The sequence below is a fragment of the Streptomyces sp. NRRL S-337 genome, assembly GCF_000720175.1.
Classification (GTDB): Bacteria; Actinomycetota; Actinomycetes; order Streptomycetales; family Streptomycetaceae; genus Streptomyces; species Streptomyces siderophoricus.
The window spans coordinates 66915-88518 of sequence record NZ_JOIX01000031.1; the positions used below are offsets into that span (position 1 = coordinate 66915).

The window sequence follows — 21604 nt, forward strand, 5'->3', positions numbered from 1 at the left end:
ACTGTCCATCATCGAATGGCGCGAGACGACGGAGGCAGCGCGGTGGCGGAGGCCAGGACCCCGGCGCAGATCGAGGCGGACATCGTCCGCAGGCGGCAGGAGCTCGCCGTCACGCTCGACGAGATCGGTGTGCGGCTGCACCCGAAGACGATCATGGGTGAGGCGAAGGCGAAGGCGATGTCGGCGGTGGACCGTACGGCGGGTCGGGCGTATGTGGTCACCCACCGTGCGCTCGCGGACGTGCGGGGGCAGCTGGTGTCGGAGGACGGGGCGCCGCGGCTGGAGCGGATCGTTCCGGTGGCGTTGATCGGTGTGGCCGTGGTGGGGCTGCTGACGCTGCGGGCCAGGCGGCGCGACTGAGCGGCCGGGCCGGGCGGCGCTCCTGAGAGGCGGCGCGGGGCGTCGGTGGCCGGGCCGATCCGGGCTGCGGTGCGTGATCGGGGCGCCGGGCCAGGTACGGTCATGGCGTGAGCCCGAATAACACCAAGGACACCCACGACAAGCTGCCGATCCGGATGCTGCACGACCGTGTGCTGGTCCGGACGGACATTCCCGAGGGCGAGCGCCGCTCGTCCGGGGGCATCGTCATTCCCGCGACCGCGGCGGTCGGCCGGCGCCTGGCCTGGGCCGAGGTCGTCGCCGTGGGGCAGAACGTGCGGACCGTCGAGGTGGGCGACCGGGTGCTGTACGACCCGGAGGACCGGGCCGAGGTCGAGGTGCGCGGTGTGGCGTACGTGCTGATGCGCGAGCGGGATCTGCACGCGGTGGCCGCGGAGCGGCTGGAGGGCGCGGACGACGCGACGGGGCTGTATCTGTAGCCGGACGGGGCTGTATCTGTAGCCGGCCGCCGGTGGCCGGTGCGTAGGACGGGATGCGGGCGGTGACCGTGGTCACCGCCCGTTCGGCTGTCCGGACCTGCCCGTTTTGCTAGCCTCGAACGTCCCGACGAGACGCGCCGTACCGGGTCAGGACAAGACGACGCACCCCTGTTGAAGCTGAGGTTCACGGAGGTGCCGTCATGGCGTGGGTCCTGCTCGTGGTCGCCGGTCTGCTGGAGGTCGGCTGGTCGATCGGGATGAAGTTCACCGAGGGGTTCACCCGGCTGTGGCCGAGCGTGTTCACCGGCGGGGGCATCGTCGTCAGCATGATGCTGCTGTCGTACGCGGCCCGGACCCTGCCGATCGGTACCGCCTACGGCGTGTGGGTCGGTATCGGGGCGGCCGGTGCCGCGGTGGTCGGGATGGTGGTGCTCGATGAGCCCGCCACGGCGGCCCGGATCTTCTTCATCTGTCTGCTGCTGGTGGCCGTGGTCGGCCTGAAGGCGACGTCCGGCCACTGACCCCCGGCCGGTTCCCGGCGTGTGTCACATGCCCCATCGGGCGCGCAGCCGCCGGCTCAGCGCGTCGCCGTCCGGGCCGGCGGTGGGGAAGTCCTGCGTGGGCTCGGTCGTCGGCGGGGTCGGGGTCGGGAAGGTGGGGGAGGGCGGCCCGGTGGTCGGCGGGGTCGGCGGGGCGGTGGTCGGGGTGGGCCGCGTCGGGGAGGCGGACGGCTCGGGTGAGGGCGGCGCGGAGTCGCTGGGGGACGCCGATTCGCTGTCGGACGGTTCCACCGACGGTGCGGGCTCGGCGCCGTCCGCGAGCTGGAGGTCGAAGTCGTGAACGGGGCGGCCGCGCAGGGCGGCCGCGGTGTAGTCGGCCCAGATCTGGGCGGGGAAGTCCCCGCCGTTGACCCGGTCCAGGCCCGCGGCGCCGTACAGCGGCTCCTGGGCGGCGGTCTCCGGGTGCTGGCCGAGGACGGCGACGACGGTGGCCAGCTCGGGGGTGTAGCCGGCGAACCAGGCCGCCTTGTCCTGCTCGGCGGTGCCGGTCTTGCCGGCGGCGGGCCGCCCGGCGGCCTGGGCGGCGGTGCCGGTGCCGCCGTCGACGACGCTGCGCAGGACGGAGGTGGTGGTGTCGGCGGCCTCGCGGGGGATCGCCGTGGTCGTCTCGCGGTCGGGCAGGTCGATCTCCTCGTCGCCCTTGGTGATCTTGTTGATGAGGGTGTAGGGGCGGCGTTCGCCGTGCCGGGCGAGGGTGGTGTAGGCCTGGGTCATGTCCAGGACGCTGGGGGTGGCGGTGCCCAGGGCGATCGCGCCGCGGGAGGCGGCGAGGCCGGGGGCGTCGGCGGGGATGCCCAGGTCGACGGCGGTGTCCTTGACCTTGTCCGGGCCGACGTCGATGCCCATCTGGGCGTAGACGGCGTTGACGGACTTGTCGGTGGCCTCGGAGACGGTGATCGGCCCGTAGGAGCGGTCGTCCTCGTTGGCGGGCGCGAATCCGGTGGCGTGGCCGTGGTCGACGGTCATCCGTTTGTTGTCGCCGTCGTAGACGGTGTTCGGGGTGATGGGGTCGCCGTCCTGGGTGGTGGCGTGGTGCTGCAAGGCGGAGGCGAAGACGAGCGGCTTGAAGGTGGAGCCGACCTGGTAGTCGCGGCGGGTGGCGCTGTTGACGTACTGCCTGGCGTAGTCGATGCCGCCGTACAGGGCGACGACCCGGCCGGTGCGGACGTCGATGGAGGCGCCGCCGGCGCGGACGTAGCCGTCGGTGGTGCGGGAGTCGTCGAGCCGGTCCATCAGGCGGGTGTCGACCGCGTGCACGAAGGCGTTCTGGCGCCGTCGGTTGAGGGTGGTGGTGATGCGGTAGCCGCCGGCGCGCAGGGTGTCCTCGTCGAGGATGTGGTGGTCGGTGAGGTAGTCCTTGACCGCTTCGACGAGGTAGCCGCGCTGGCCGGTCAGTCCGGGCGAGGTGCGGGCGGGCCGGGGCACCGGGAAGCGCATCGCGGCGCGTGCGCCGGGGCTGAGCCACTTCTGCGTGACCATGCCGTCCAGGACGTAGTTCCAGCGGGCCAGGGCGCGCGGGGTGTTGGCGGGGTGGGCGGTGACGTCGTAGACGCTGGGGGCGTTCAGGAGCGCCGCGAGGTAGGCGCCCTGGGCGGTGGTCAGGTCGACCGAGTCGATGCCGTAGTAGGCCCGGGCCGCGGCCTGGATGCCGTAGGCGTTGCGGCCGTAGTAGCTGGAGTTGAGGTAGCCCTCGAGGATGTTGTCCTTGCTGACCCGGCGGTCCAGCTTGACGGCGATGAAGAACTCCTTGGCCTTGCGGGTGAGGGTCTGTTCCTGACCGAGGTAGTAGTTCTTGACGTACTGCTGGGTGATGGTGGAGCCGGACTGCTTGCCCTTGCCGGTGAGGGTGTTCCAGGCGGCCCGCAGCATGGCGGCCGGGTCGACGGCGGACTCGGAGTAGAAGTCGCGGTCCTCGGCGGCGAGCACGGCCTGCTGGACGGACTTGGGCACCTGGCCGAGCGTCACGTTCTGCCGGTTGACGTCACCGTCGCGGGCCAGTTCGGAGCCGTCGGAGTAGAGGTAGACGTTGTTCTGGGCCTTGGCGGCGCTGTTGGCGGGCGGGATGTCGACGAGCAGGTAGCCGGCGATCAGCGCGCCGATGACGAGCAGCGAGAACCCCAGCACGGTGCCGAGCACCGTGCGCCAGCTGGGCAGCGCCCGCCGCCAGACTGTGCGATGTCCGCTCATGTCGGTATGGACTCCTCGGCCTCCGCCGGAGGTTGTACCGCGGCGGAACGGTCTCGTGTCGGGGGATGTGCACCGTACGCCGGAAAAGCACCTGTTGCCCGTGGGGAAACTTTCGCATCATGCGTCCCGTTCAGCGGGGGTGGCACGCACCCGGTCCTGCCACCGGACCGGCCGAATGGCGCCCATGGCTCACCCGGATGGGTGGTAATTCGATGGTGCCCGCCGGGCCCACGACTTAGGCTCCGGTGCTTTGCCGTCCGGACGGGACGGAATCCGAACGGTGACGAGAACGGGCCGGGTGAGCGTGCGTGTGGTGCGTGGCGGTGGCGGCCGGCAGCTTCCGGCGGTACGCCACCTATCGGGTCGCGACGGCGGCCGGGGTGTTCACCAACACCGTCTTCGGCTTCATCGTGGCGTACACCTTCGTCGCCCTGTGGGCCGAGCGGCCGCATCTGGGCGGCTACGGCCAGGCGCAGGCGCTGACCTTCGTGTGGACCGCGCAGGCGCTGCTGGCGGCGGCGGCACTGATGGGCGGCGGCGGCCTGGAGGAGCTGCAGGAGCGGATCCGCACCGGCGACGTCGCGGTGGACCTGTACCGGCCGGCGGACCTGCAGCTGTGGTGGCTGGCCGCGGACCTGGGCCGGGCCGGGATGCAGCTGATCGGCCGCGGGGTGGTGCCGATGGCGGTGGGCGCGCTGGTCTTCCCGCTGGCGCTGCCCGGGGACGTGCTGACCTGGGGCTGGTTCCTGCTGTCGGTGCTGCTGGGGATCGTGGTCTCCTTCGGGCTGCGCTATCTGGTGGCGCTGGCGTCGTTCTGGCTGCTGGACGGCTCGGGACTGTCAATGATCAGCGGGCTGGCCTGCCTGTTCTTCTCCGGGATGCTGCTGCCGCTGCGGGTCTTCCCCGGCGGTTTCGGGGAGGTGGTCCAGCTGCTGCCGTGGGCGGCGATCCTGCAGGTTCCGGCCGATGTGCTGATCGGCGTGCGCACCGGCGGCGCGCTGCTGCGCGGGCTGGTGTTCCAGGCGGCGTGGGGCGCGGCGCTGCTGGCGCTGGGCCGGCTGGTGCAGTCCGCGGCGACCCGCCGGGTGGTGGTGCACGGTGGCTGATCACGACAGGTGGCCCGCGGTCCGGGAGGGGTGGCGCACGGCCGCGGCCCAGGGGCTGTACGCCTACGGGCTGATCGTGCGGATGTGGGTGCGCTCGACCCTCGCCTACCGGGCCTCGTTCGTGATGATGGCGGTCGGCAACTTCGCCGCCTGCGCACTCGACTTCGTCGCGATCCTGCTGATGTTCTCGCAGATCGACGCGCTCGGCGGCTTCACGCTGCCCGAAGTGGCCTTCCTGTACGGCACGTCCGGGCTGTCGCTGGGCCTCGCCGACCTGCTGCTGGGCAGCATGGACCGGCTGGGCCGGCGGGTCCGCGACGGCACCCTCGACGTCCTGCTGCTGCGCCCCGCCCCGGTGTTCGCCCAGGTCGCCGCCGACCGGTTCGCGCTGCGCCGGCTGGGCCGGATCTCCCAGGCGCTGCTGGTGCTGGGCTGGTCGGTGACCCGGCTCGACGTGGACTGGACGGCGGGGAGGCTGCTGCTGGTGGTGCTGATGACCGTCTGCGGCACGGCCATCTTCGGGGCGGTCTTCACCACCGGCGCCGCCTTCCAGTTCTGGGCGCAGGACGCGGCCGAGGTGCAGAACTCCTTCACCTACGGCGGCAACGCCCTGCTGCAGTACCCGCCGACGGTGTTCGCCAAGGACCTGGTGCGCGGCGTCACCTTCGTCGTCCCGCTGGCCTTCGTCAACTGGCTGCCCGCACTGCGGCTGCTGGGCCGCCCCGACCCGCTCGGCCTGCCCGGCTGGGTGGACTTCCTCGGCCCCGCCGTGGCCGCCCTGATGTGCGCCGGCGCGGCGCTGGCCTGGCGGTACGGCCTGCGCGGCTACCGCAGCACCGGAAGCTGACGGGCCGTCGGCACAGGTCCCGTACGACGCCCGACTCCCCGAAAGGAAGCACAGGATGACGGACTCCGACGGCACCGGCCCGGAGCCACTGATCGACGTCCGCGGCATCGAGAAGGTCTTCTCGGTACGGCGCAAGGCGGGCCGGCTGCGCCGGGTGCGCGAGGAGGTGCGGGCCGTCGACGGCATCACCTTCCAGGTGCCGCGCGGCGAGATGGTCGGCTACATCGGGCCGAACGGTGCGGGCAAGTCCACCACCATCAAGATGCTGACCGGCATCCTGGTGCCCAGCGGCGGCCGGCTGCGGATCGCCGGGATCGACCCCGCGCGCGAACGGACCCGGCTCGCCCGCCGGATCGGCGTGGTCTTCGGCCAGCGCACCACCCTGTGGTGGGACCTGCCCCTCGCGGACTCCTACGAGCTGGTGCGCCGGATGTACCGGATCCCCGACGCCGTCTACCGCGCCAACCTGGAGCGCTGCGTCGAACTCCTCGACCTGGCCCCGCTGCTGGCCGTCCCCGTACGGCAGCTCTCCCTCGGGCAGCGGATGCGCGGCGACATCGCGGCGGCCCTGCTGCACGACCCGGAGGTGCTCTACCTCGACGAGCCCACCATCGGGCTCGACGTCGTCAGCAAGGCGAAGGTGCGGGAGTTCGTCCGCGAGGTGAACGCCGACCGGGGCACCACGGTCCTGCTCACCACCCACGACCTGACCGACATCGAGCAACTGTGCCGCCGGGTGATGGTCATCGACCACGGCCGGCTGGTCTACGACGGCGCACTGGACGGGCTGCGCGCGGCGGCCGACGGCGAACGCACCCTCGTGGTCGACCTGGAACGCGAACTGCCGCCCATCGAGGGCGTTCCCGGTGCCCGTACGGTCCGGGTGGAGGGCCCCCGGCAGTGGCTGGTGTTCCCGGCGGCACAGAGCGCCGCGCCGCTGGTCACCGCGGTCGCCGAACGCTATCCGCTGGTGGACCTGTCGCTGCGCGAGCCGGACGTCGAGTCACTGATCGCCGAGCTGTACGCCCGCGGCGCGACCCGCGCGGAGCCCGGCCGCACCCCGGACGGCCAGCGCGCCCCGGCCTAGGCAGGAAGGCGCGACCGGAGGGACACACACCGGCCCGCCGCCCGCCGTTGCCCCATACGCTGTCCGTATGACTGACGACCTCCCGGCGCCGCGGGCCTCCGCCGCCGAGTTGCGTGCCTCCGACGCCGACCGCGACCGGGTCGCCGAGATCCTGCGGGACGCCCTCGCGGAGGGGCGGCTGGAGATGGCGGAGTTCGACGAACGGCTGGAAGCGGCCTATCTGGCCCGCACCTACGGGGAGTTGGCGCCGCTCACCGCCGACCTGCCGGCCACGACGGCACCCGCCCCGGCAGCGGCGGCCCCCGTGTCGCTGCACAAGGACACCGCCGCGGTGGGCTCCTGGGCCGGCCGGATCGCCGGCGACGCCCGCGGCTCGACGACGGGCCTGGCGGTCCTGGGCGGCTTCCAGCGCAAGGGCCGTTGGACGATCGGCCGCCGCTTCACCGCGGTCTGCTGCATGGGCGGCGGCGAGATCGACCTGCGCGAGGCCGACTTCGCCGCGTCGGAGGTCGTGATCGACTGCTGGGCCTTCATGGGCGGCGTGAACGTCATCGTCCCGCCGGGTGTCGAGGTCGACGTACGGGGACTGGGCATCATGGGCGGCTTCGACTCCCACGAGGACGGCGTCCCCGGCGACCCCGGCGCACCGCGGGTGATCGTCCGGGGCCTGGCACTGATGGGCGGCGTCGGCGTCGAACGCAAACTGCCCACCTCCGAAAAGCGCCGCCTGAAGGAGGAACGCCGCCGCCTGAAGGCCGAGGAACGCGCCCGCGGCAAGGAACTGGACTGACCGCCGACCGACTTCAGGGCCCGCCCGGCCCCTCGTCGCCGTCCGGCTGCCGGCCCTCGGCCACGCCCCTGCGCCGGCCGAGGAGGAAGGTGACCAGCGCGACGGCCGGGGTCATCACCGTGCCCAGTGCCGTGAGCAGGGTGGGGGGCCCGCCCGGCGACGGCGGGAGCGCCAGCGCGATGGAGAGCTGCCCGATCGTCACTTGGCCGCCGCCGGCCGAAGGCCGGGGCGACGGGGGCGAGGGCGTCGCGGACGGGACGGGCCGGGACGGCGACCCGGGGGACTCGGGGGACCCGGGAGGGGACGGCCCTTCTGAGCCCACGGTGGGCGGCGCGGAGGTGGGCGCCCCGCTCGTACGGGGTGCCGAGGGCGTGGGGGCCGGGGAGACGGTTGCCGGCGGAGTGCCGGGCACCGGCCGCAGCACCACGGGATTGCCGGACTGGTCGTGGGACGTCAGGACGAGCAGCGGGACCGACAGCAGTGTCCCGATGCCCGCGACGAGGATCGCCAGCACCGTCGCGACCCACCGCACGTCGTGGAGCCGGGACCCGGACCGTGTCCTGGCCGGGCGGTCACTTCGCCGCTTCGGTTCCTCCATGGGCCTCGCATATCAGGACGAGGACGGGCCGGTGGGGGCGGAACGCGCCGGAAGGGCGTGGGGCCCGGAGGTAACCACCCGGGCGGCCGAACGGGCCCGCGGCGGTGGGACGGAGGTCAGAGCGACGCCGGGGCGGACTGCCGCAGGAGGTCGAGGTCGACCGTGTGGGCCATGGCGCGGTAGCCCTCGTCGCTCGGATGGAGGTGGTCGCCGGAGTCGTAGACGGGGCGCAGGCGGACCGGGGCGGCGGGGTCGCGGAGGGCCTTGTCGAAGTCGACGACCTCGTCGTAGACGGTGCCGGAGCGGATGATGCGGTTGACCCGTTCGCGGACCGAGTTCAGCTGGGCGGAGTAACCGCGGTGTCCGCCGAACGGCGTAAGGGTGGAGCCGGTGACGCGCAGGCCGCGGGCGTGCGCGTCCCGGACGATCTGCCGCATGCCCGCGACGATCTTCTGCGGGTCGAGCTGGCGCGGGGACTTGAACAGGTCGTTCAGGCCGATCTCGACGATCACCGCCTTCACGCCGGTGCGGGAGAGCGCGTCGCGGTCGAGGCGGGACAGCACGCTGGGGCCGTTGTTGGGCGAGAAGCGGCTGCCGTTGACCAGCAGGCGGTTGCCGCTGATGCCCTGGTTGAGGACGCCGTAGCGGGGCGCGCCGGGCTCGTTGCGCAGCCGGGCGGCCAGGAAGTCCGTCCAGCGGTGGTTGGCGCCGGCCGTGGAGGTGATGCCGTCGGTGATCGAGTCGCCGATGGCGACCACCGAGCCCTGCGCCTGGGTACTCCACACGTCGACCCCGGTCAGATAGCGCCAGTAGGGGCTCTGCTCGGTGTAGGCGGCGCCGGTGCCGTCCTCGGCGCGGTCGCCGCGCGCCAGGTAGGAGGTCTGCCGGGCGTACGGGTGGTAGGTGGCCGGGCCGGAGGGGGAGGGGGAGTACGTGGTGACCAGGAGGTCCGCGTCGCCGGGGACCTTCAGCCGGGTCGGGTCGCTGGTGACCGCGCCGCCCGCGGGGATGGTCACCGCGGGCTTGCCGCCGAAGGACAGCCGGCGCATCGTGCCGTCCGCGGCGGTGGGGTCACTGGGGGCCGCGGCCAGGGCCACCGAGGCGTGGCTGACCACCAGCGGCCGGGTGCCGTAGAGGTTGGAGAGCTGGATGCGGACGCCGGAGCCGCCGACGCTGGTGTGCACCACGTTGCGTATCGACATCCCCGCGTAGCCGTCCAGGGTGCCGGGCTCGGCCGCCGCCGCGGCCGCCGACCAGGTGCCGACCCACTGCCCGGAGACCGCCGGTGCGGCGGGATCGCGCGGCTTGTGCGGGGAGCTGCCCGGGCCGCCGTCCTCGCCGCCGAAGCCGGCGAATATCGCGACCGAGATCAGCACCACCACTGCCGCCAGGGCGGCGAGCAGGGCGTAACCCACACTTTTCTTCATGCGGGAGGGGTCTCCTGGGGAAAGCGGAGCTCCAGGCTCCGGGCGGGCAAGGGCAGCGGGCGGGCAGCGGCACCGTTGGCGTCCGGTCGGTCTCCCATGATCCCACGGACCTCCTGGGAGCCGCCCGGCACCCCGTTCGGTGCCGCCCCCGGCGGGTGCCGGGAACTCGTGGTTGGCTCCAGGAGTAGGTCACAGTGGGACATACGGCCGGACCGGTGGCCGGACCCGCGGCGCAGCATAGGCCGTGGGAGTGGTGGGGGGCACGGTGGGAGCGGTGGAGCGGATGGAACGCACGAGAACGGACAGGGCATCGGCGGGGGACGCCTCCCCGGCGGCGGACGCGGCGCCGCGCGGCCCGGTGGCGCCGGCCGGCGGCTTCGTCTACGGTGCCGCCGACGAGGAGCGGCGGCACGCCGTACGCCGGATGAAGACGCTGGCCACCGGTCTGCTGCTGGCCGTCGCGCTGGTCTACGCCCTCGCGACGTGGGCCGGGCGCGCGGGGGCGGGCGGCTGGACCGGGTTCGTCGCCGCGGCTGCGGAGGCCGGCATGGTCGGTGCGCTGGCCGACTGGTTCGCGGTCACCGCACTGTTCAAACGGCCCATGGGACTACCGATCCCGCACACCGCCATCATTCCCACGAAGAAGGATCAACTCGGACAGAGTCTGGGGGATTTCGTCGGTGAGAACTTCCTTTCCGCCGAGGTCGTCCGCCGCCGGCTGCGGTCCGTGGGCATCGGCCGCCGCCTCGGCGGCTGGCTCGCCGAGCCGCGCAACGCGGACCGGGTCACCGCCGAACTCTCCACCGCGCTGCGCGGCGCGCTGACCGTACTGCGCGACTCCGACGTGCAGGCGGTGGTCGGCGAGGCGATCACCCGCCGCGCGGACGCCCAGGAGATCGCACCCGGCCTCGGCACCATGCTGGAGAAGGTCGTCGCCGAGGGCGGCCACCGGCGGGTGGTGGACCTGGTCGTCGCCCGTGCCCACGACTGGCTGGTCGAACACGGCGACTCCGTCATGGCGGCGGTCTCCGGCGGCGCCCCCGGATGGACGCCCCGGTTCGTCGACCGCAAGGTGGGCGACCGGGTCTACAAGGAACTGCTGCGCTTCGTCACCGAGATGCGGGACATGCCCGAGCACCCCGCGCGCGGCGCCATCGACCGCTTCCTGGCGGACTTCGCGGACGACCTGCAGACCGACCCGGACACCAGGGCCCGGGTCGAGCACCTGAAGTCCGAGGTCCTCGGGCGCGGCGAGGTCCAGGACCTGATCGCCTCCGCCTGGGGCGCGGTCCGCGCGATGATCGTCGCCGCCGCGGAGGACGAACAGAGCGAACTCCGCCTCCGGGTACGGGCCGCGCTGCTGTCCCTGGGCCGCCGGCTGTCCGACGAGGAGCGGCTGCAGAACAAGGTGGACGGCTGGCTGGAGGGCGCGGCGGTCTACATCGTGACGACGTACCAGCGCGAGATCACGTCCCTGATCACCGACACGGTGGCCGGCTGGGACGCCGCCCACACCTCCCGCAAGATCGAGGCCCACATCGGCCGCGACCTCCAGTTCATCCGCATCAACGGCACGGTGGTGGGGGCACTGGCGGGGCTGGCCATCTATACGGTTTCCCGTGCGCTTGGCTGACGCTGACTTCCCACGTACCTGGCTTTCCCGCCGCGGGGCGCTGCGCTTTGCGGCGCCCCGCACGTAGCTGTCTGCGGCGCCGCGGGGCTTGGTCGCCGTTGCGCCTGCGGCGGGCTGGGTGGGTGTTGGGTGCGGTGACGGGCCTCCGGGGCCGGTTGTGTGGACTGCTGACGCTTTACGCTCCGCTGCGCTCCGCCTTCGCTCCTTATTGAGTCCTTGGAAGCGGGGCTGGGGCGGTATTCCTCACACCCCAACATGACGTACATCCGGAACGACGACGCTCACCCCCACCGGCCTCCCACCCCCACCCACGGGAGGGGACAGACCGGAGGACGAAGTCTGGAGGGCTGTCACCGCACCCGACACACAAACGCCCGCCGCCAGGCGCAACAGCGAGAAGCCCCGCGGCGGGACGGTCGACAACGTACGCGGCGCCGCAAAGCGCGCAACAGCGAGAAGCCCCGCGGCGGGACGGCCGACAACGTACGCGGCGCCGCAAAGCGCGCAACGGCGAGCAACACCCGCGGCGGGACGGCCAGGTACGTGGGAGGCGCCGCAAAGCGCAGCGTGGGCGCCTACCCTCAACTTGTGCGAAAGCGTTCGAGAAGCCGGCTGTGGTTGCTGCTGCCCTACGTGCTCTTCCTCGGGGTGCTGCCGGCGGCCAACCGTGTGGCGCCGACCGTGTTGGGGCTGCCGTTCCTGTTCTTCTGGATGCTGGTGGCGACGCTCGCCACCCCGCCGGCCGTGTGGCTGGCGCGGCGCGGTGACCGGGCGCGGGGCCGGGGCGGGGAGGGGGCATGAACGCGACCGTTTCCACCGCCCTGTTCGGTGGGTTCATGGTCGTCACCGTCGTGCTCGGGCTGCTGGCCGTCCGGGGCCGGGGCTCCGGCGGCGGGCTCGCCGAGTGGTCGGTGGGCGGACGCAGTCTCGGGACGGTGTTCATCTGGGTGCTGATGGCCGGTGAGAGTTACACCAGCTTCAGTTATCTCGGCGCGGCCGGGTGGGGGTACAACTTCGGTGCGCCGGTGCTGTACGTGGTGGCCTATATGTCCTGCGGCTATGCGCTGGGGTATGTGGTCGGGCCGATGCTGTGGGGCTACGCCCGCCGGCACGGCCTCGTCGGGATCACCGATATCGTCGCCCACCGCTACCGGCGGCCCTGGCTGGGTGCCGCGGTGGCCGTTCTCGCGACGGTGTGCCTGCTGCCGTACATCCAGCTGCAGATCACCGGCATGGGCGTGGTCGTCTCGACCATTTCGTACGGCACGATCAGCCTCAACTGGGCCTATTTTCTCGGGTTCGCGGTGACCTGCGGGTTCGTCGTGGTCAGCGGCCTGCGGGGCAGTGCCTGGGTGTCGGTGCTCAAGGACGTCCTCGTCATCGGCACCCTTGGTTTCCTGGTGGTGTACGTGCCGCTGCATTATTTCGGCGGTTACGGGGATTTTCTGCACCGGGTCACCACCGAGAAGGCGCAGTGGCTGACGTTCCCGGGGCACGCCTCGGGCGGGCTGGGGCAGGTCTGGTTCGTCACCACCACCGTCGTCAACTCCCTCACGGTGGTGATCTTTCCGACGACCGTCGCCGGCTACCTCGGTGCCCGCAACGCCGAGGCGCTGCGGCGCAACGCGATGTACCTGCCGTTCTACAACGTGCTGTTGTTCGTGCCGATGCTGCTGGGGCTGGCGGCGCTGTTCGTGGTGCCGGGGCTGACCGGTGCGGACTCCAATCTGGCGTTGTTCAAGCTGGTGGTGGACTCCCTTCCGGCCTGGGCCGTGGGCCTGATCGGGGTGGCCGCGGCGCTCTCCTCCATCGTGCCGATGGCCGTGTTCATGCTGGTCATCGGCACGATGTGGGGGAGGAGCGTGCTGGGTGCGGTGCCGCGCCTGGCCACCCGGCAGAAGCTGTGGTCGCAGGTGGTCGTGGTGGCGGCGGGTGCGCTGGCCCTGGTGCTCACGTACACCGCCCCGAACACCCTGGTCCGGCTGTCGCTGATCTCGTACGAGGGCATGGCGCAGCTCGTGCCGATGTTGCTGCTGGGGCTGGTGTGGCGGCGGCTGACGTGGCTCGCCGCGGTGAGCGGCCTGGCGGCGGGGTTCGCTCTGGTCTGTGTCCTGGTCTTCGGGGGACACGATCCGGTGTGGGGGATGAACGCGGGGCTGGTCGGGCTCGCGGTGAATCTGGCGGTGGCGCTGACGGTCACCTGGCTGGGGCCGCGGGAGGCGGACGACCGGCCGGACGCCGAGGTGCTGGCGGTGGAGGACGGGTCCCCGGAGGGAGAGGCCGAACCGGTCAGGGCGTCGTCGTGAGCTTCTTGCCGTCCTTGGAGACCGCGAACCACAGGCCCATCTTGCCCTGGCCGTTGATGTCACCGGGCTGCTTGTCGCCGGTGAAGGTGTAGACGGGCCAGCAGTCGACGGCCAGCTGGCGGATGCCGTCGGGGCGGGTGACGGTGGAGATGAGCTTGGGGGCGATGCCCTTCAGCTTGGAGCGGTCGGCGGGCTTGGCGGGCTTCCAGGTGTCCAGGCAGGCGTCGTTGCAGCCGAACTTCATCGGCCAGGCGCTGTCCTTGTTGAAGCGGTAGAGGGTCATGCCGTTGCCGTCGACGAGGATCTGGCCGAGCTCGGGCTGGTTGAGCACCGAGACGTCCGCGGGTTCCTGGGCGACGGCCTTCTTGCCCTCGGCGGTCAGCGCGTTCCAGGTGCCGCCGACGCCCTGGCCCTTGGTGTCGCCGGCCTTGGTGTCCTTGGCGTAGCGGTAGGCGGGCCAGCCGCCGATGGTCAGCTGTTTGGTGCCGTCGGCGCGGGTGACCGAGCCCAGTGCGCTCTTGGCGATGCCCGCGGGGGCCGAGGAGCCGTCGGCCGGCACCGGGGGCCAGGTGGTGGCGCAGGAGCCGGAGCAGTTGGACTTGGGCGGCTCGGCGGTGTCCTTGTCGAAGCGGTAGAGCGTCATGCCCTTGGAGTCGGTGACGACCGGGCCGAGCTTGGCGTCCTGGTGCAGCGCCAGCGTGCCGGCGCTCGGCCCGGTCGGCGCCTTGCCGCTGTCCCCGCCCGCCTGCCCGCCGTATCCGTCGTCGCCCTGTCCGGAGCCGGAGGAGCCGTAGCCGTATTGGCTGGTGCCCTGGCCGGCGGGCTGGACGTTGTCGGTGGTGGGCGTGCCGGCGCTCTGGTTGTCGCTGCTGCCGCAGGCGGCGGTGAGCGCCAGGGTGGCGACCGCGGCGGCCGCGAGTCCCGCACGACGTCGAGTGATCATGGTGTCTCCAATGCCGTTGGGCGAAGTCGATGGGTGAGGTGGTGCGTTGCTTGCCGGCCGGTTGCCGTCGCACGGGGATACGGCGGTCGGGGTGCCCGGCGTTCATGCCGCGCGAAGTTTTTCTCCGGCGGTCAAAAACCGTGCGGGAGCGGTCAGTTGCCGCCCTGGACCCGCAGGGCGAGGGCCGGGCAGCGGCGTACCGCGAGCTGCGCCCGGCGCCGCATCCGGGCCGGCAGCGGCATGCTGGCCCGCTCCGGGTAGCCGTCCGGGCCGAGCTTGATGACGCCCGGCACGACGTCCGCGCACAGGCCGTGGCCGCGGCACAGGGTCCAGTCGACCAGCAGCCGTTCCTGCGGCGGGGCGGCCGGCTTGGCCTGGGCGGGCACCGGGGCGGGCAGTGCGGCGGGCGACGGCCGGTGCCCGGTGACCGGCAGCGCTCCGGTCACCGGGCGGCCGCACCCGAACCCCCGCGCATGGCGCTCGAACTCCTCGGGGAAGGCGGCGAGGGCCGAGGCCACGAACCGCGCGGTGCCGTCCGGGTGGCTGCATGCGCCGCGCTTCTCGACCGCCCGCATGCGGCTCTGCACGGCTTCCAGGGCGGCCTCGCCGCCGCCCCGTACGGCCAGGTCGAGCTGGTCGGCGAGGGCCGGCAGGCCCAGGACGCAGGGGCCGCACTGCCCGGCGGACTCGGCGGCCATCCACTGCGCGACCCGTACCGTCTCCCCGGCCGGGCAGGTGTCGTACGGCAGCGGCAGCACCGCGCCGGCGCCCAGGACGGCGTTGCACTCGGCCAGCGAGTCCCGGGACAGCGTGACGGTCTGCGCGTCCGTGGGGGAGACGAACGTGCCGTGGTAGCCGCCGATCAGCACGCCCTGCCCCTGGTCCATCCCGCACAGCGCCAGGACCCGGGCCAGCGGCACCCCGTAGGGGACCTCCACCACCCGGTTGCCGGCGACGGTCAGCAGCAGGGTGCCCGGTTCCGTGGGCAGGCCCGCGGTCCGGTAGCCGAGGGCGCCGAGCCGGGCCGCCACGGCGAGCTGGGCGTAGGTCTCGGTGTTCGACAGCAGCGTCGGCACCCCGTTCAGCCCGCGCTCGCTGGAGCGGATCTTGCGGCCCGAGGGCAAGCCGGGGCCGCCGCCCAGCCCGTTGGTCATCGCGCTGCCCTCGCCGGTGACGAACCGCTCGGTCAGCAGGGTGACCCGTAAGGCCGGCCGCACCGGGCCCCGTTCGGCGATCGCCCGCCGCACCGAGTCCTCCACGTCCGTGCGGGTCACCCCGAGGGCGACCTCCTGGGCGCCGAGCGCGTCGGCGGCCAGCAGCGCGCCGTCCAGCACCAGATGCGGGGCGTGCAGCAGCAGCGCGGTGTCCTTGAGGCAACTCGGCTCGCCCTCACTGCCGTTGACGACCACCGCGGCCTTGCCCTCGGCGCGCCGCATCCCGTCCAGCACCGCGGACACCTTGCGGGCGAACGGGAAGCCGGCGCCGCCGCGGCCGCGCAGCTCGATGTCCTCGGCGAGCGCCACCAGTTCCTGCGCGGTGAGCTGCGGCAGGCTGCCGTGCCGGGCCAGATGCGCCACCCGGTCCATGCGCGGCATCTCGTCGAGCCCGGCCAGCAGGCGTGGCGGGCCGAACGACGCCAGCGTCGGTACGGGCTCCGGTGCGGGCAGCGCCGGCAGCAGGCGGGTGGGGGCGGGGGCGGTCATGGGAGGTCTCCTGAGTTCGTGCGTGCATCGCGCAGTCGCAGGGCCAGCCGTACGGCCACCGCGGCGAGACAGACGGCGTATCCGGCCAGGGCCCAGCCGGCCGCGGCACGGCCCGACTTCAGGCCGTGCACCAGTGCCAGTCCCCACGCCAGGTAGGCGCTCATGTGCAGCGCACGCCACCAGCGGGAGGCCGCGATGCCGGTGAACGCGCCGCGCACCGCGCCGGTCACCGCGACGGCGACGAACACGTAGGCGGCGAGCGTGCCCAGGCCGATGAGGACCGGGCGGGCGCCGTCGGTGAAGGGCACCGCGACGGACAGCGTGCCGGTGTGGCCCTCGGCGACCTTGACCCAGATGTGCAGGCCGAGGAAGCCGAGTCCGGCGACGCCGGTGCCGCGGTGCACGGCCTGGGCGAGCAGCCGGTGGCCGGTCTGCAGCACCATGCGGTCGGTGGCCGCCAGGCCCCACAGCACCGTCACCGACAGCGAGACCAGCGCGAGGACGCCCGCGCCGTAGTCGAGGAAGCGCATCAGGGTGTCCATCGCGCCGGAGTGCAGGGTGACGGCGATGAAGAGCAGCAGCGCGGCCGGAAGTGCGGGGCGCAGCAGGGCGGTCGGGGCGGGGCCGCCGGGCGTACGGCGGCCCGGCGGCCCGGGTTCTTTGGGGGGCCGCCGGGCGCGTGTGCGATCCGGCGAGGGCCGGGCGCGGTGTGCTGCCCGGCGGCTCTGGCGGGTCTGCAAACGCGGTGCGGACATCGGACCTCCCGGTGTCGGGGCACGGGTGCGGGACGCGAATTCCGGTGAAATTCCGTCGGCGGGGTATTTGCCCGAAGCTATTGCGGGGCTTTTGTGCAGGTGACCCCCGGTAACACTGAACATTCCGTAACCGGGTGGATACACAGGGCCGTAAACCGGATGTGCAAAAGCATCTACGAGCGCGTTCAGGCTTTCGTAAGGTTTATCGCGCTGTGACAAATTCCTGCAGCGGCGTCGCGGTCGCGCCGGGGGACTCCGGATGATGCCCAGTCAGGCGCACGGGGGCGCCCTTCCCCAGTCCAACCCCCCATCCCCGCCAGGATCGAGGTAGCTGATGTGTGATCTCCTGAACCGCATCTGGTCGCGTCCCCGAGGCGAGTGGACCCGGGTAGTCAGAAATGAACTCCCGGGCCTCGCGGAGAAGGTCGTCGCGGAGTTGCAACGCGGATTTCCCGCATTGGCGTCACTTCTCGGCGATACCCCCGTGGAAGAGGCGCAATGGGCCCTGGAACAGGCGCTGCTGACAGTTCTGGGTTACCAAAAAGAGTCGGAAAGTAAACGTCCGGCCGTGTCATCGGTCGTCACACCGATGCCGGTCGCCCGGGCCCGTCAGGACCTCTTCGAGGTGCTCGCCGGCCAACGCGAGACCCCCGACGAGGGGTTGGGCGAGCTGGCCCGCGCGGCCGGCTGGCCGGTCCCGGACACCCTCCAGGCCGTCGTCCTCGCCACCCCCGCCGAGGCGCCCCAACTCGCCGCCGCACTGGGCCACGCGCTCATCGGCACGGTCGACGGCTACACCTGTCTCTTCGTCCCCGACCCGGCCACCCAGACCCGGGCCCGGCTGGAGGCCGCGCTCAAGGGGCGGCCCGCCGCGGTCGGCCACGCCGTCCCCGCGACCGACACCGCCTCCTCCCTCCGCTGGGCCCGCTACCTCCTCACGCTGGGCCCCGGCCGGGTCGGACCGGAGTCCCGCCCCGCCTTCGTCGACGACCACCTCTCCGCCCTGCTGCTCCTTCAGGACGAGTCCCTCGCCGATGCTCTGACCTCCCGTTGGCTCGGCCCCCTGGAGGAACTGACCCCCCGGCAGAGCGAACGCCTGGAAGTCACCCTGCTCGCCTGGCTGGAGGGCGGCGGCGCCCCGGAAGCGGCGAAACTGCTGCATGTCCACCCGCAGACGGTCCGTTACCGGCTCCGCCAGATCGAGAAGCTCTTCGGCCCGGTCCTCCGTGACCCCCGCACCCGCTTCGAACTCGAAATGGCCCTCCGCAGCCGCCGCCTGATGGCCCACGTCCGCTCCTACCGGGCCCGCGCCGGCCGCCGCGCCCGCGCCGTCGCCTCCTCGATACGGCCCCTGGGCATGGCCCGGGAGGCCCGGGTGAACGGCCTCTGACCCTCGCTGTTCCCTCTCCCCGCACCATCCGGCCCGCCGCCCCGTCCTCCTGCAGGGACGGGGCGGTGGGCCGCTGTGCGGGGTCAGTCCCGCTCCGGCCCCGCGAAGATGCGGTCCAGGTGGTGGTGGAGGACCGTGAGGGCCGAGTCGGGGGTGCGGTGGCCGACCAGGATGCTGGTGCCGAGGCCGGCGGAGAGGGCCAGCAGGCTGCTCGCCTCCAGGCGGGGATCCAGGTCGGGGGTGGTGAGGCCGGCCGCGGCCGCCTGGCTGAGCAGGTCGGTCAGGACGTCCTCGGCGGCGCCGGGCTGCTGGAGGAACGGCTGGGCGGCGAGGGCCGGTTCGGTCACCGACAGCACCGCGTACGAGGTGTAGACGAGGTGGAAGGCGCGGCTCTCCTCGTCGGTGGGCAGGGACGTCAGGAGCAGGGACTCCACGGTGGCGCGCGGTCCGGGGGCGGTGCCGGCGGACCGCGCCCGGGCGGTGACGCGTTCACCGAAGCGGACGGCGAGGTGCTGGAGCCCGTACAGCAGCAGCTTCTCCTTGGTCTCGAAGTAGTACTGCACCAGCCGCAGGGAGACGCCCGCCTCCGCTGCGACGTCCCGCATGCCGACCGCGTGCAGTCCACGCCGCCCGGCGACCCGGACGAGAGCCTCGGCGATCTGGGTGCGCCGTTCTGCGTGGTCCACGCGCTTGGGCATCGGGCGTTGTCTCCGCTCGTCGTTTCCGCCGGTGGGCCCGGCCTCCGATTTTTGATGATACCGCTGTACCAACATCATGGTACGGTCGTATCACGAAAACACACGCCCCTGGAGGTGACCGTGTCCCCGTCCACCACCCGTAGCCGGGCCGATATCGGCCGCTATGTGAACGACGCCCTGCGCGACCGCTACTTCGCGGCCTGCGATGCGGTCTACGCCCTCGGTGCGCCCATCCGTGAAGAGACCGACGTGGAGACCTCCTACGGCACCACGCGCGTCTACCGCTACGGCCCGGCGGACCCCGCCGCGGCGCGGCGCACGCCCGTCGTCCTGATGCACGGCTCGGGCAGCTGCTCCGCCATGTGGTACCCGAACACCCCCGCGCTCAGCGCCGAGCGGACGGTCTACGCGATCGACACCCCGGGCGACCCGGGCCGCAGCGTGCACCGGGAACCCATGTGGCGGCCCGAGGACGCCGCGCAATGGCTGGACGAGACGCTGGCCGCACTCGGCCTGGACCGGGTGCACCTGGTCGGTTCCTCGTACGGCGGGTGGCTGGTACTGAACCAGGTGCACCGCGCGCCCGGCCGGCTCGCCTCGGTCATCCCGCTGGACCCGGGCGGTCTGGAGAAGGTGGGGCTGCGCTTCTTCGTCTGGATCTTCGTCAGCCTCTTCGCGACCTCCGCGCCGCGGGTGTGGCGCCCCGCGCTGGCGAAGTGGCTGGAGCAGCCGGTGCTGATCGTGCCGGAACTGCGCGCGATGATCAGGGCGGGCGTCCGTGCCTTCCGTATCCGCCGCCCGGCCCCACTGCCGCTGACCGAGGACGAACTCCGCACCATCCGCACCCCCTTGTACCTGGTGCTCGGCAAGCGGAGCCTGCTGCTGCACCCGAAACGGCAGGTCGAACGGGTACCGCGGCTGATCCCCGGGGCCCGCGCCGAGATCGTCTCCGCCACCGGTCACGGACCGCAGATCGATCACGCCGACCTGGTCAACGAGCGGATGCTGGCGTTCATGGACTCCGTGGACCGTGCGGACGACGAGAGCCGTTCGCCGTCCGGCCTGACGGGGTGAGTGACCCCACGCACCGATGACAGCGGTGCCGGCCGGGCAAGGCCGGTCCACGTGCGAGGGCCCCGGGGCGGACAGCCACCCCGGGGCCCTGGCGCATCAGCGGATCAGCGGCATTCGCGGCCGCTGTTGATGCAGGAGACCGCCTTGTTCATCAAGTCGTCCGACATCACGTTGATGAAGTCGCCGTGGTCGGTGACGGGTTTGTGCAGCTGCTCGGGGAAGCTGTCGACGGCGAAGCTGTTGCCCTGCGGGACGTCGTAGGTGATCCGCTCGACCAGTTGCGGGATCGGCCGGAAGTTGTTGGGGCAGTTGCCGTTCCGGTCGGAGAACGTCACGTGGTCGCGGTGGTTGCCGCTGTCGATGTCGCGGCCGTCCCAGCAGTTCTGGAACGCGAAGGTGCGGACGACCTGCGAACCGTTGGGGCACAGCGGGTACTTGTCCTTGAGCTGGCGGTCCTCGAAACCGGTGCAGGACCAGGAGGCGTTGGCGTTCTTCGTGCCGTTGGTGAACGCCTTCGCGTCGCCGGTGATGATGCGCAGGAAGCGGGGCATGGCCTGGACCTGGCCGGCCTGGCTGCCGCGGTAGGTGAGGGTCACCGTGGCCGGGGTGATCACCGAGCCGACGTTGGCGTCCTGGGCGGCACCCGGCTTCTGCTCGGCGTTCCCGTCGAGCTTGCGCAGCACCGGCCAGTAGTAGGTGGACTGGTCGCCGTTGGTGCAGGTGGTGTCGGAGGCGGCGAGGGAATCGTTGTTGGAGAAGGCGTCGGTGGTCTTGTTGCCGACGTAGTCGTGGGTGTGGTGCGCGCCGTTGCTGACGCCCGGCGTGACGATGACGTTGTCGGGGTTGAAGTGGCCCTCCTCGTTGCGGCCGCACTCGGTGGTGAAGGTGCCGGTCGTGGCGTTGCCGCCGCGGGGCGCGGCGAACGGCGGGTCACCGGCGTTCGGCTGGACGGCGGTGATGTCGACGAAGTCGTCGGGGGAGGGCCCGCCGGGCCGGCCCTGCTGCTGGCCACCGTTCTGGCCCTGCTGCTGACCCGGGTCCTGCGACTGCTGCTGGCCGCCGTCCTGGCCCGGTTGCTGGCTCTGCTGCTGGCCGCCGTCCTGGGGCTGGGGCTGCTGTCCCTGGTACCAGCCGTCCCGGGTGGACTTCGTCGAGTCGAAGCCGCCGGTGCCCGCCCCCTCGTCGGCGGGCTTCATGGTGCAGCCGCTCATCTTCCACAGGTACGACGGCCGTTTGGCGTCCCGGGCGATGGCGGTGATCATCGTGCTGATGGTCCGCTGCCGCTGCTGCTTGAGCTGAGTGAGGACGGTGCTGCCGCTGCCCTCCATCATCCGGTGGTAGGCGTCGTGCACCTGCCGGTCGAGGGTGGCCAGGCTCTTGGAGACCTGCAGCTGGGCGCTGTGCGGGACCTGGCGGAGCCGTATCCCCACGTCCGGACAGGAGATCGTGCTGGCCAGGACGGTGTGCTGATGGCCGGCTGCCGGCTGGGAGTCGGAGCTGCCGGCCAGCGCCGTGGTCGCGACCGCTGCGAGGCCGCCGCCGCCCAGCAGGAGCGCGGCCGCGGCGACCAGCATTCTGTTCGTCAGGCGGGAGCGTTTATGGGACTGCTGGCGCTGCTGCCGTGGGCGGTGCCCTTGCCGTTGCGTCATGAGATCACTTCGCTTCGTCCGGTGTGAGGGGTG

The 21604-nt window shown here is 72.4% G+C and carries 20 protein-coding genes and 1 riboswitch; of the genes, 12 read left to right on the forward strand and 8 right to left on the reverse strand.

Annotated elements, in window-relative coordinates; genetic code table 11:
* Positions 1 to 42: 42 nt before the first annotated feature.
* The 3 genes from IG62_RS0122245 to IG62_RS0122255 all read left to right on the forward strand — a co-directional run bounded on the left by IG62_RS0122245 (position 43) and on the right by IG62_RS0122255 (position 1339).
* Positions 43 to 360 (forward strand): DUF3618 domain-containing protein, encoded by a 318-nt coding sequence (locus IG62_RS0122245; protein WP_030805917.1) that lies wholly within the window; start codon positions 43 to 45, stop codon positions 358 to 360.
* Between the two features lie 155 nt (positions 361 to 515).
* Complete coding sequence (locus tag IG62_RS0122250; RefSeq protein ID WP_051798423.1) at positions 516 to 818, forward strand: GroES family chaperonin; 303 nt, start codon at positions 516 to 518, stop codon at positions 816 to 818.
* 103 nt (positions 819 to 921) lie between these two features.
* Positions 922 to 985: riboswitch (guanidine-III (ykkC-III) riboswitch) on the forward strand.
* Between the two features lie 33 nt (positions 986 to 1018).
* A complete protein-coding gene (locus IG62_RS0122255) occupies positions 1019 to 1339 on the forward strand; it encodes a DMT family transporter (protein ID WP_030805923.1) in 321 nt (106 codons plus the stop codon).
* A gap of 24 nt (positions 1340 to 1363) precedes the next feature.
* On the opposite strand, the gene IG62_RS0122260 is transcribed toward IG62_RS0122255, so the two are convergent.
* Positions 1364 to 3565 carry a transglycosylase domain-containing protein gene (locus IG62_RS0122260; protein WP_051798408.1) on the reverse strand — a complete coding sequence of 734 codons (2202 nt, stop codon included), beginning with the start codon at positions 3563 to 3565 and terminating at the stop codon, positions 1364 to 1366.
* A gap of 308 nt (positions 3566 to 3873) precedes the next feature.
* Here IG62_RS0122260 and IG62_RS0122265 point away from each other — a divergent pair, with 308 nt between their 5' ends.
* From IG62_RS0122265 to IG62_RS0122280, 4 genes are all read left to right on the forward strand, one after another.
* Positions 3874 to 4671 carry an ABC transporter permease gene (locus IG62_RS0122265; RefSeq protein ID WP_030805929.1) on the forward strand — a complete coding sequence of 266 codons (798 nt, stop codon included), beginning with the start codon at positions 3874 to 3876 and terminating at the stop codon, positions 4669 to 4671.
* Between the two features lie 82 nt (positions 4672 to 4753).
* Positions 4754 to 5518, forward strand: coding sequence for an ABC transporter permease (locus IG62_RS0122270; RefSeq protein WP_078872158.1), 765 nt, complete (start codon positions 4754 to 4756; stop codon positions 5516 to 5518).
* Between the two features lie 55 nt (positions 5519 to 5573).
* Entirely contained in the window at positions 5574 to 6605 is a 1032-nt protein-coding gene (locus tag IG62_RS0122275) for an ABC transporter ATP-binding protein (RefSeq protein ID WP_037838965.1), read from the forward strand.
* Between the two features lie 67 nt (positions 6606 to 6672).
* A complete protein-coding gene (locus IG62_RS0122280; RefSeq protein ID WP_030805937.1) occupies positions 6673 to 7395 on the forward strand; it encodes a DUF1707 SHOCT-like domain-containing protein in 723 nt (240 codons plus the stop codon).
* A 13-nt stretch (positions 7396 to 7408) separates the two neighbouring features.
* On the opposite strand, the gene IG62_RS0122285 is transcribed toward IG62_RS0122280, so the two are convergent.
* Positions 7409 to 7993 (reverse strand): hypothetical protein, encoded by a 585-nt coding sequence (locus IG62_RS0122285; RefSeq protein WP_158795075.1) that lies wholly within the window; start codon positions 7991 to 7993, stop codon positions 7409 to 7411.
* A gap of 116 nt (positions 7994 to 8109) precedes the next feature.
* Positions 8110 to 9420: an SGNH/GDSL hydrolase family protein gene (locus tag IG62_RS0122290; RefSeq protein WP_030805943.1), complete on the reverse strand. Its 1311-nt coding sequence runs from the start codon at positions 9418 to 9420 to the stop codon at positions 8110 to 8112.
* Between the two features lie 283 nt (positions 9421 to 9703).
* Between IG62_RS0122290 and IG62_RS0122295 the strand changes: the two genes are divergently transcribed.
* The 3 genes from IG62_RS0122295 (at position 9704) to IG62_RS0122305 (ending at position 13359) form a co-directional block, all read left to right on the forward strand.
* Complete coding sequence (locus tag IG62_RS0122295) at positions 9704 to 11053, forward strand: DUF445 domain-containing protein (RefSeq protein WP_030805948.1); 1350 nt, start codon at positions 9704 to 9706, stop codon at positions 11051 to 11053.
* 588 nt (positions 11054 to 11641) lie between these two features.
* A complete protein-coding gene (locus IG62_RS0122300; protein ID WP_030805951.1) occupies positions 11642 to 11854 on the forward strand; it encodes a DUF3311 domain-containing protein in 213 nt (70 codons plus the stop codon).
* Positions 11851 to 13359 (forward strand): sodium:solute symporter family protein, encoded by a 1509-nt coding sequence (locus IG62_RS0122305; protein WP_030805956.1) that lies wholly within the window; start codon positions 11851 to 11853, stop codon positions 13357 to 13359. The genes IG62_RS0122300 and IG62_RS0122305 overlap by 4 nt, the downstream gene beginning before the upstream one ends.
* Here IG62_RS0122305 and IG62_RS0122310 read toward each other — a convergent pair.
* From IG62_RS0122310 to IG62_RS0122320, 3 genes are all read right to left on the reverse strand, one after another.
* Positions 13343 to 14302 carry an SCO0930 family lipoprotein gene (locus IG62_RS0122310; RefSeq protein WP_030805960.1) on the reverse strand — a complete coding sequence of 320 codons (960 nt, stop codon included), beginning with the start codon at positions 14300 to 14302 and terminating at the stop codon, positions 13343 to 13345. The genes IG62_RS0122305 and IG62_RS0122310 overlap by 17 nt on opposite strands.
* Positions 14303 to 14454: 152 nt before the next feature.
* Positions 14455 to 16005, reverse strand: coding sequence for an NADH-quinone oxidoreductase subunit NuoF family protein (locus tag IG62_RS0122315; protein ID WP_030805963.1), 1551 nt, complete (start codon positions 16003 to 16005; stop codon positions 14455 to 14457).
* Complete coding sequence (locus IG62_RS0122320) at positions 16002 to 16760, reverse strand: hypothetical protein (RefSeq protein WP_030805966.1); 759 nt, start codon at positions 16758 to 16760, stop codon at positions 16002 to 16004. Before IG62_RS0122320 ends, IG62_RS0122315 begins: the two co-directional genes overlap by 4 nt.
* 568 nt (positions 16761 to 17328) lie before the next feature.
* Here IG62_RS0122320 and IG62_RS0122325 point away from each other — a divergent pair.
* The gene (locus tag IG62_RS0122325) at positions 17329 to 18150 is read left to right on the forward strand and encodes a PucR family transcriptional regulator (RefSeq protein ID WP_234326677.1); all 822 of its coding nucleotides are present in this window, start codon (positions 17329 to 17331) and stop codon (positions 18148 to 18150) included.
* An 83-nt stretch (positions 18151 to 18233) separates the two neighbouring features.
* Here the strand turns inward: IG62_RS0122325 and IG62_RS0122330 are convergent, their stop codons facing one another.
* A complete protein-coding gene (locus tag IG62_RS0122330; protein ID WP_030805971.1) occupies positions 18234 to 18848 on the reverse strand; it encodes a TetR/AcrR family transcriptional regulator in 615 nt (204 codons plus the stop codon).
* 120 nt (positions 18849 to 18968) lie between these two features.
* Between IG62_RS0122330 and IG62_RS0122335 the strand changes: the two genes are divergently transcribed.
* Positions 18969 to 19922, forward strand: coding sequence for an alpha/beta fold hydrolase (locus tag IG62_RS0122335; protein ID WP_107053039.1), 954 nt, complete (start codon positions 18969 to 18971; stop codon positions 19920 to 19922).
* A 104-nt stretch (positions 19923 to 20026) separates the two neighbouring features.
* Here IG62_RS0122335 and IG62_RS0122340 read toward each other — a convergent pair whose 3' ends face one another.
* Entirely contained in the window at positions 20027 to 21496 is a 1470-nt protein-coding gene (locus tag IG62_RS0122340) for a DUF1996 domain-containing protein (RefSeq protein ID WP_030805977.1), read from the reverse strand.
* Between the last annotated feature and the right edge of the window lie 108 nt (positions 21497 to 21604).

What these genes read in the sequence shown, in the direction of transcription:
- IG62_RS0122250 (WP_051798423.1), top strand. Translation starts at nt 516, where the DNA reads ATGCTGCACGACCGTGTGCTGGTCCGGACGGACATTCCCGAGGGCGAG.
- IG62_RS0122255 (WP_030805923.1), top strand. Translation starts at nt 1,019, where the DNA reads ATGGCGTGGGTCCTGCTCGTGGTCGCCGGTCTGCTGGAGGTCGGCTGG.
- IG62_RS0122260 (WP_051798408.1), bottom strand. Translation starts at nt 3,565, where the DNA reads ATGAGCGGACATCGCACAGTCTGGCGGCGGGCGCTGCCCAGCTGGCGC.
- IG62_RS0122270 (WP_078872158.1), top strand. Translation starts at nt 4,754, where the DNA reads ATGTGGGTGCGCTCGACCCTCGCCTACCGGGCCTCGTTCGTGATGATG.
- IG62_RS0122275 (WP_037838965.1), top strand. Translation starts at nt 5,574, where the DNA reads ATGACGGACTCCGACGGCACCGGCCCGGAGCCACTGATCGACGTCCGC.
- IG62_RS0122280 (WP_030805937.1), top strand. Translation starts at nt 6,673, where the DNA reads ATGACTGACGACCTCCCGGCGCCGCGGGCCTCCGCCGCCGAGTTGCGT.
- IG62_RS0122285 (WP_158795075.1), bottom strand. Translation starts at nt 7,993, where the DNA reads ATGGAGGAACCGAAGCGGCGAAGTGACCGCCCGGCCAGGACACGGTCC.
- IG62_RS0122290 (WP_030805943.1), bottom strand. Translation starts at nt 9,420, where the DNA reads ATGAAGAAAAGTGTGGGTTACGCCCTGCTCGCCGCCCTGGCGGCAGTG.
- IG62_RS0122295 (WP_030805948.1), top strand. Translation starts at nt 9,704, where the DNA reads ATGGAACGCACGAGAACGGACAGGGCATCGGCGGGGGACGCCTCCCCG.
- IG62_RS0122305 (WP_030805956.1), top strand. Translation starts at nt 11,851, where the DNA reads ATGAACGCGACCGTTTCCACCGCCCTGTTCGGTGGGTTCATGGTCGTC.
- IG62_RS0122310 (WP_030805960.1), bottom strand. Translation starts at nt 14,302, where the DNA reads ATGATCACTCGACGTCGTGCGGGACTCGCGGCCGCCGCGGTCGCCACC.
- IG62_RS0122315 (WP_030805963.1), bottom strand. Translation starts at nt 16,005, where the DNA reads ATGACCGCCCCCGCCCCCACCCGCCTGCTGCCGGCGCTGCCCGCACCG.
- IG62_RS0122320 (WP_030805966.1), bottom strand. Translation starts at nt 16,760, where the DNA reads ATGTCCGCACCGCGTTTGCAGACCCGCCAGAGCCGCCGGGCAGCACAC.
- IG62_RS0122330 (WP_030805971.1), bottom strand. Translation starts at nt 18,848, where the DNA reads ATGCCCAAGCGCGTGGACCACGCAGAACGGCGCACCCAGATCGCCGAG.
- IG62_RS0122340 (WP_030805977.1), bottom strand. Translation starts at nt 21,496, where the DNA reads ATGCTGGTCGCCGCGGCCGCGCTCCTGCTGGGCGGCGGCGGCCTCGCA.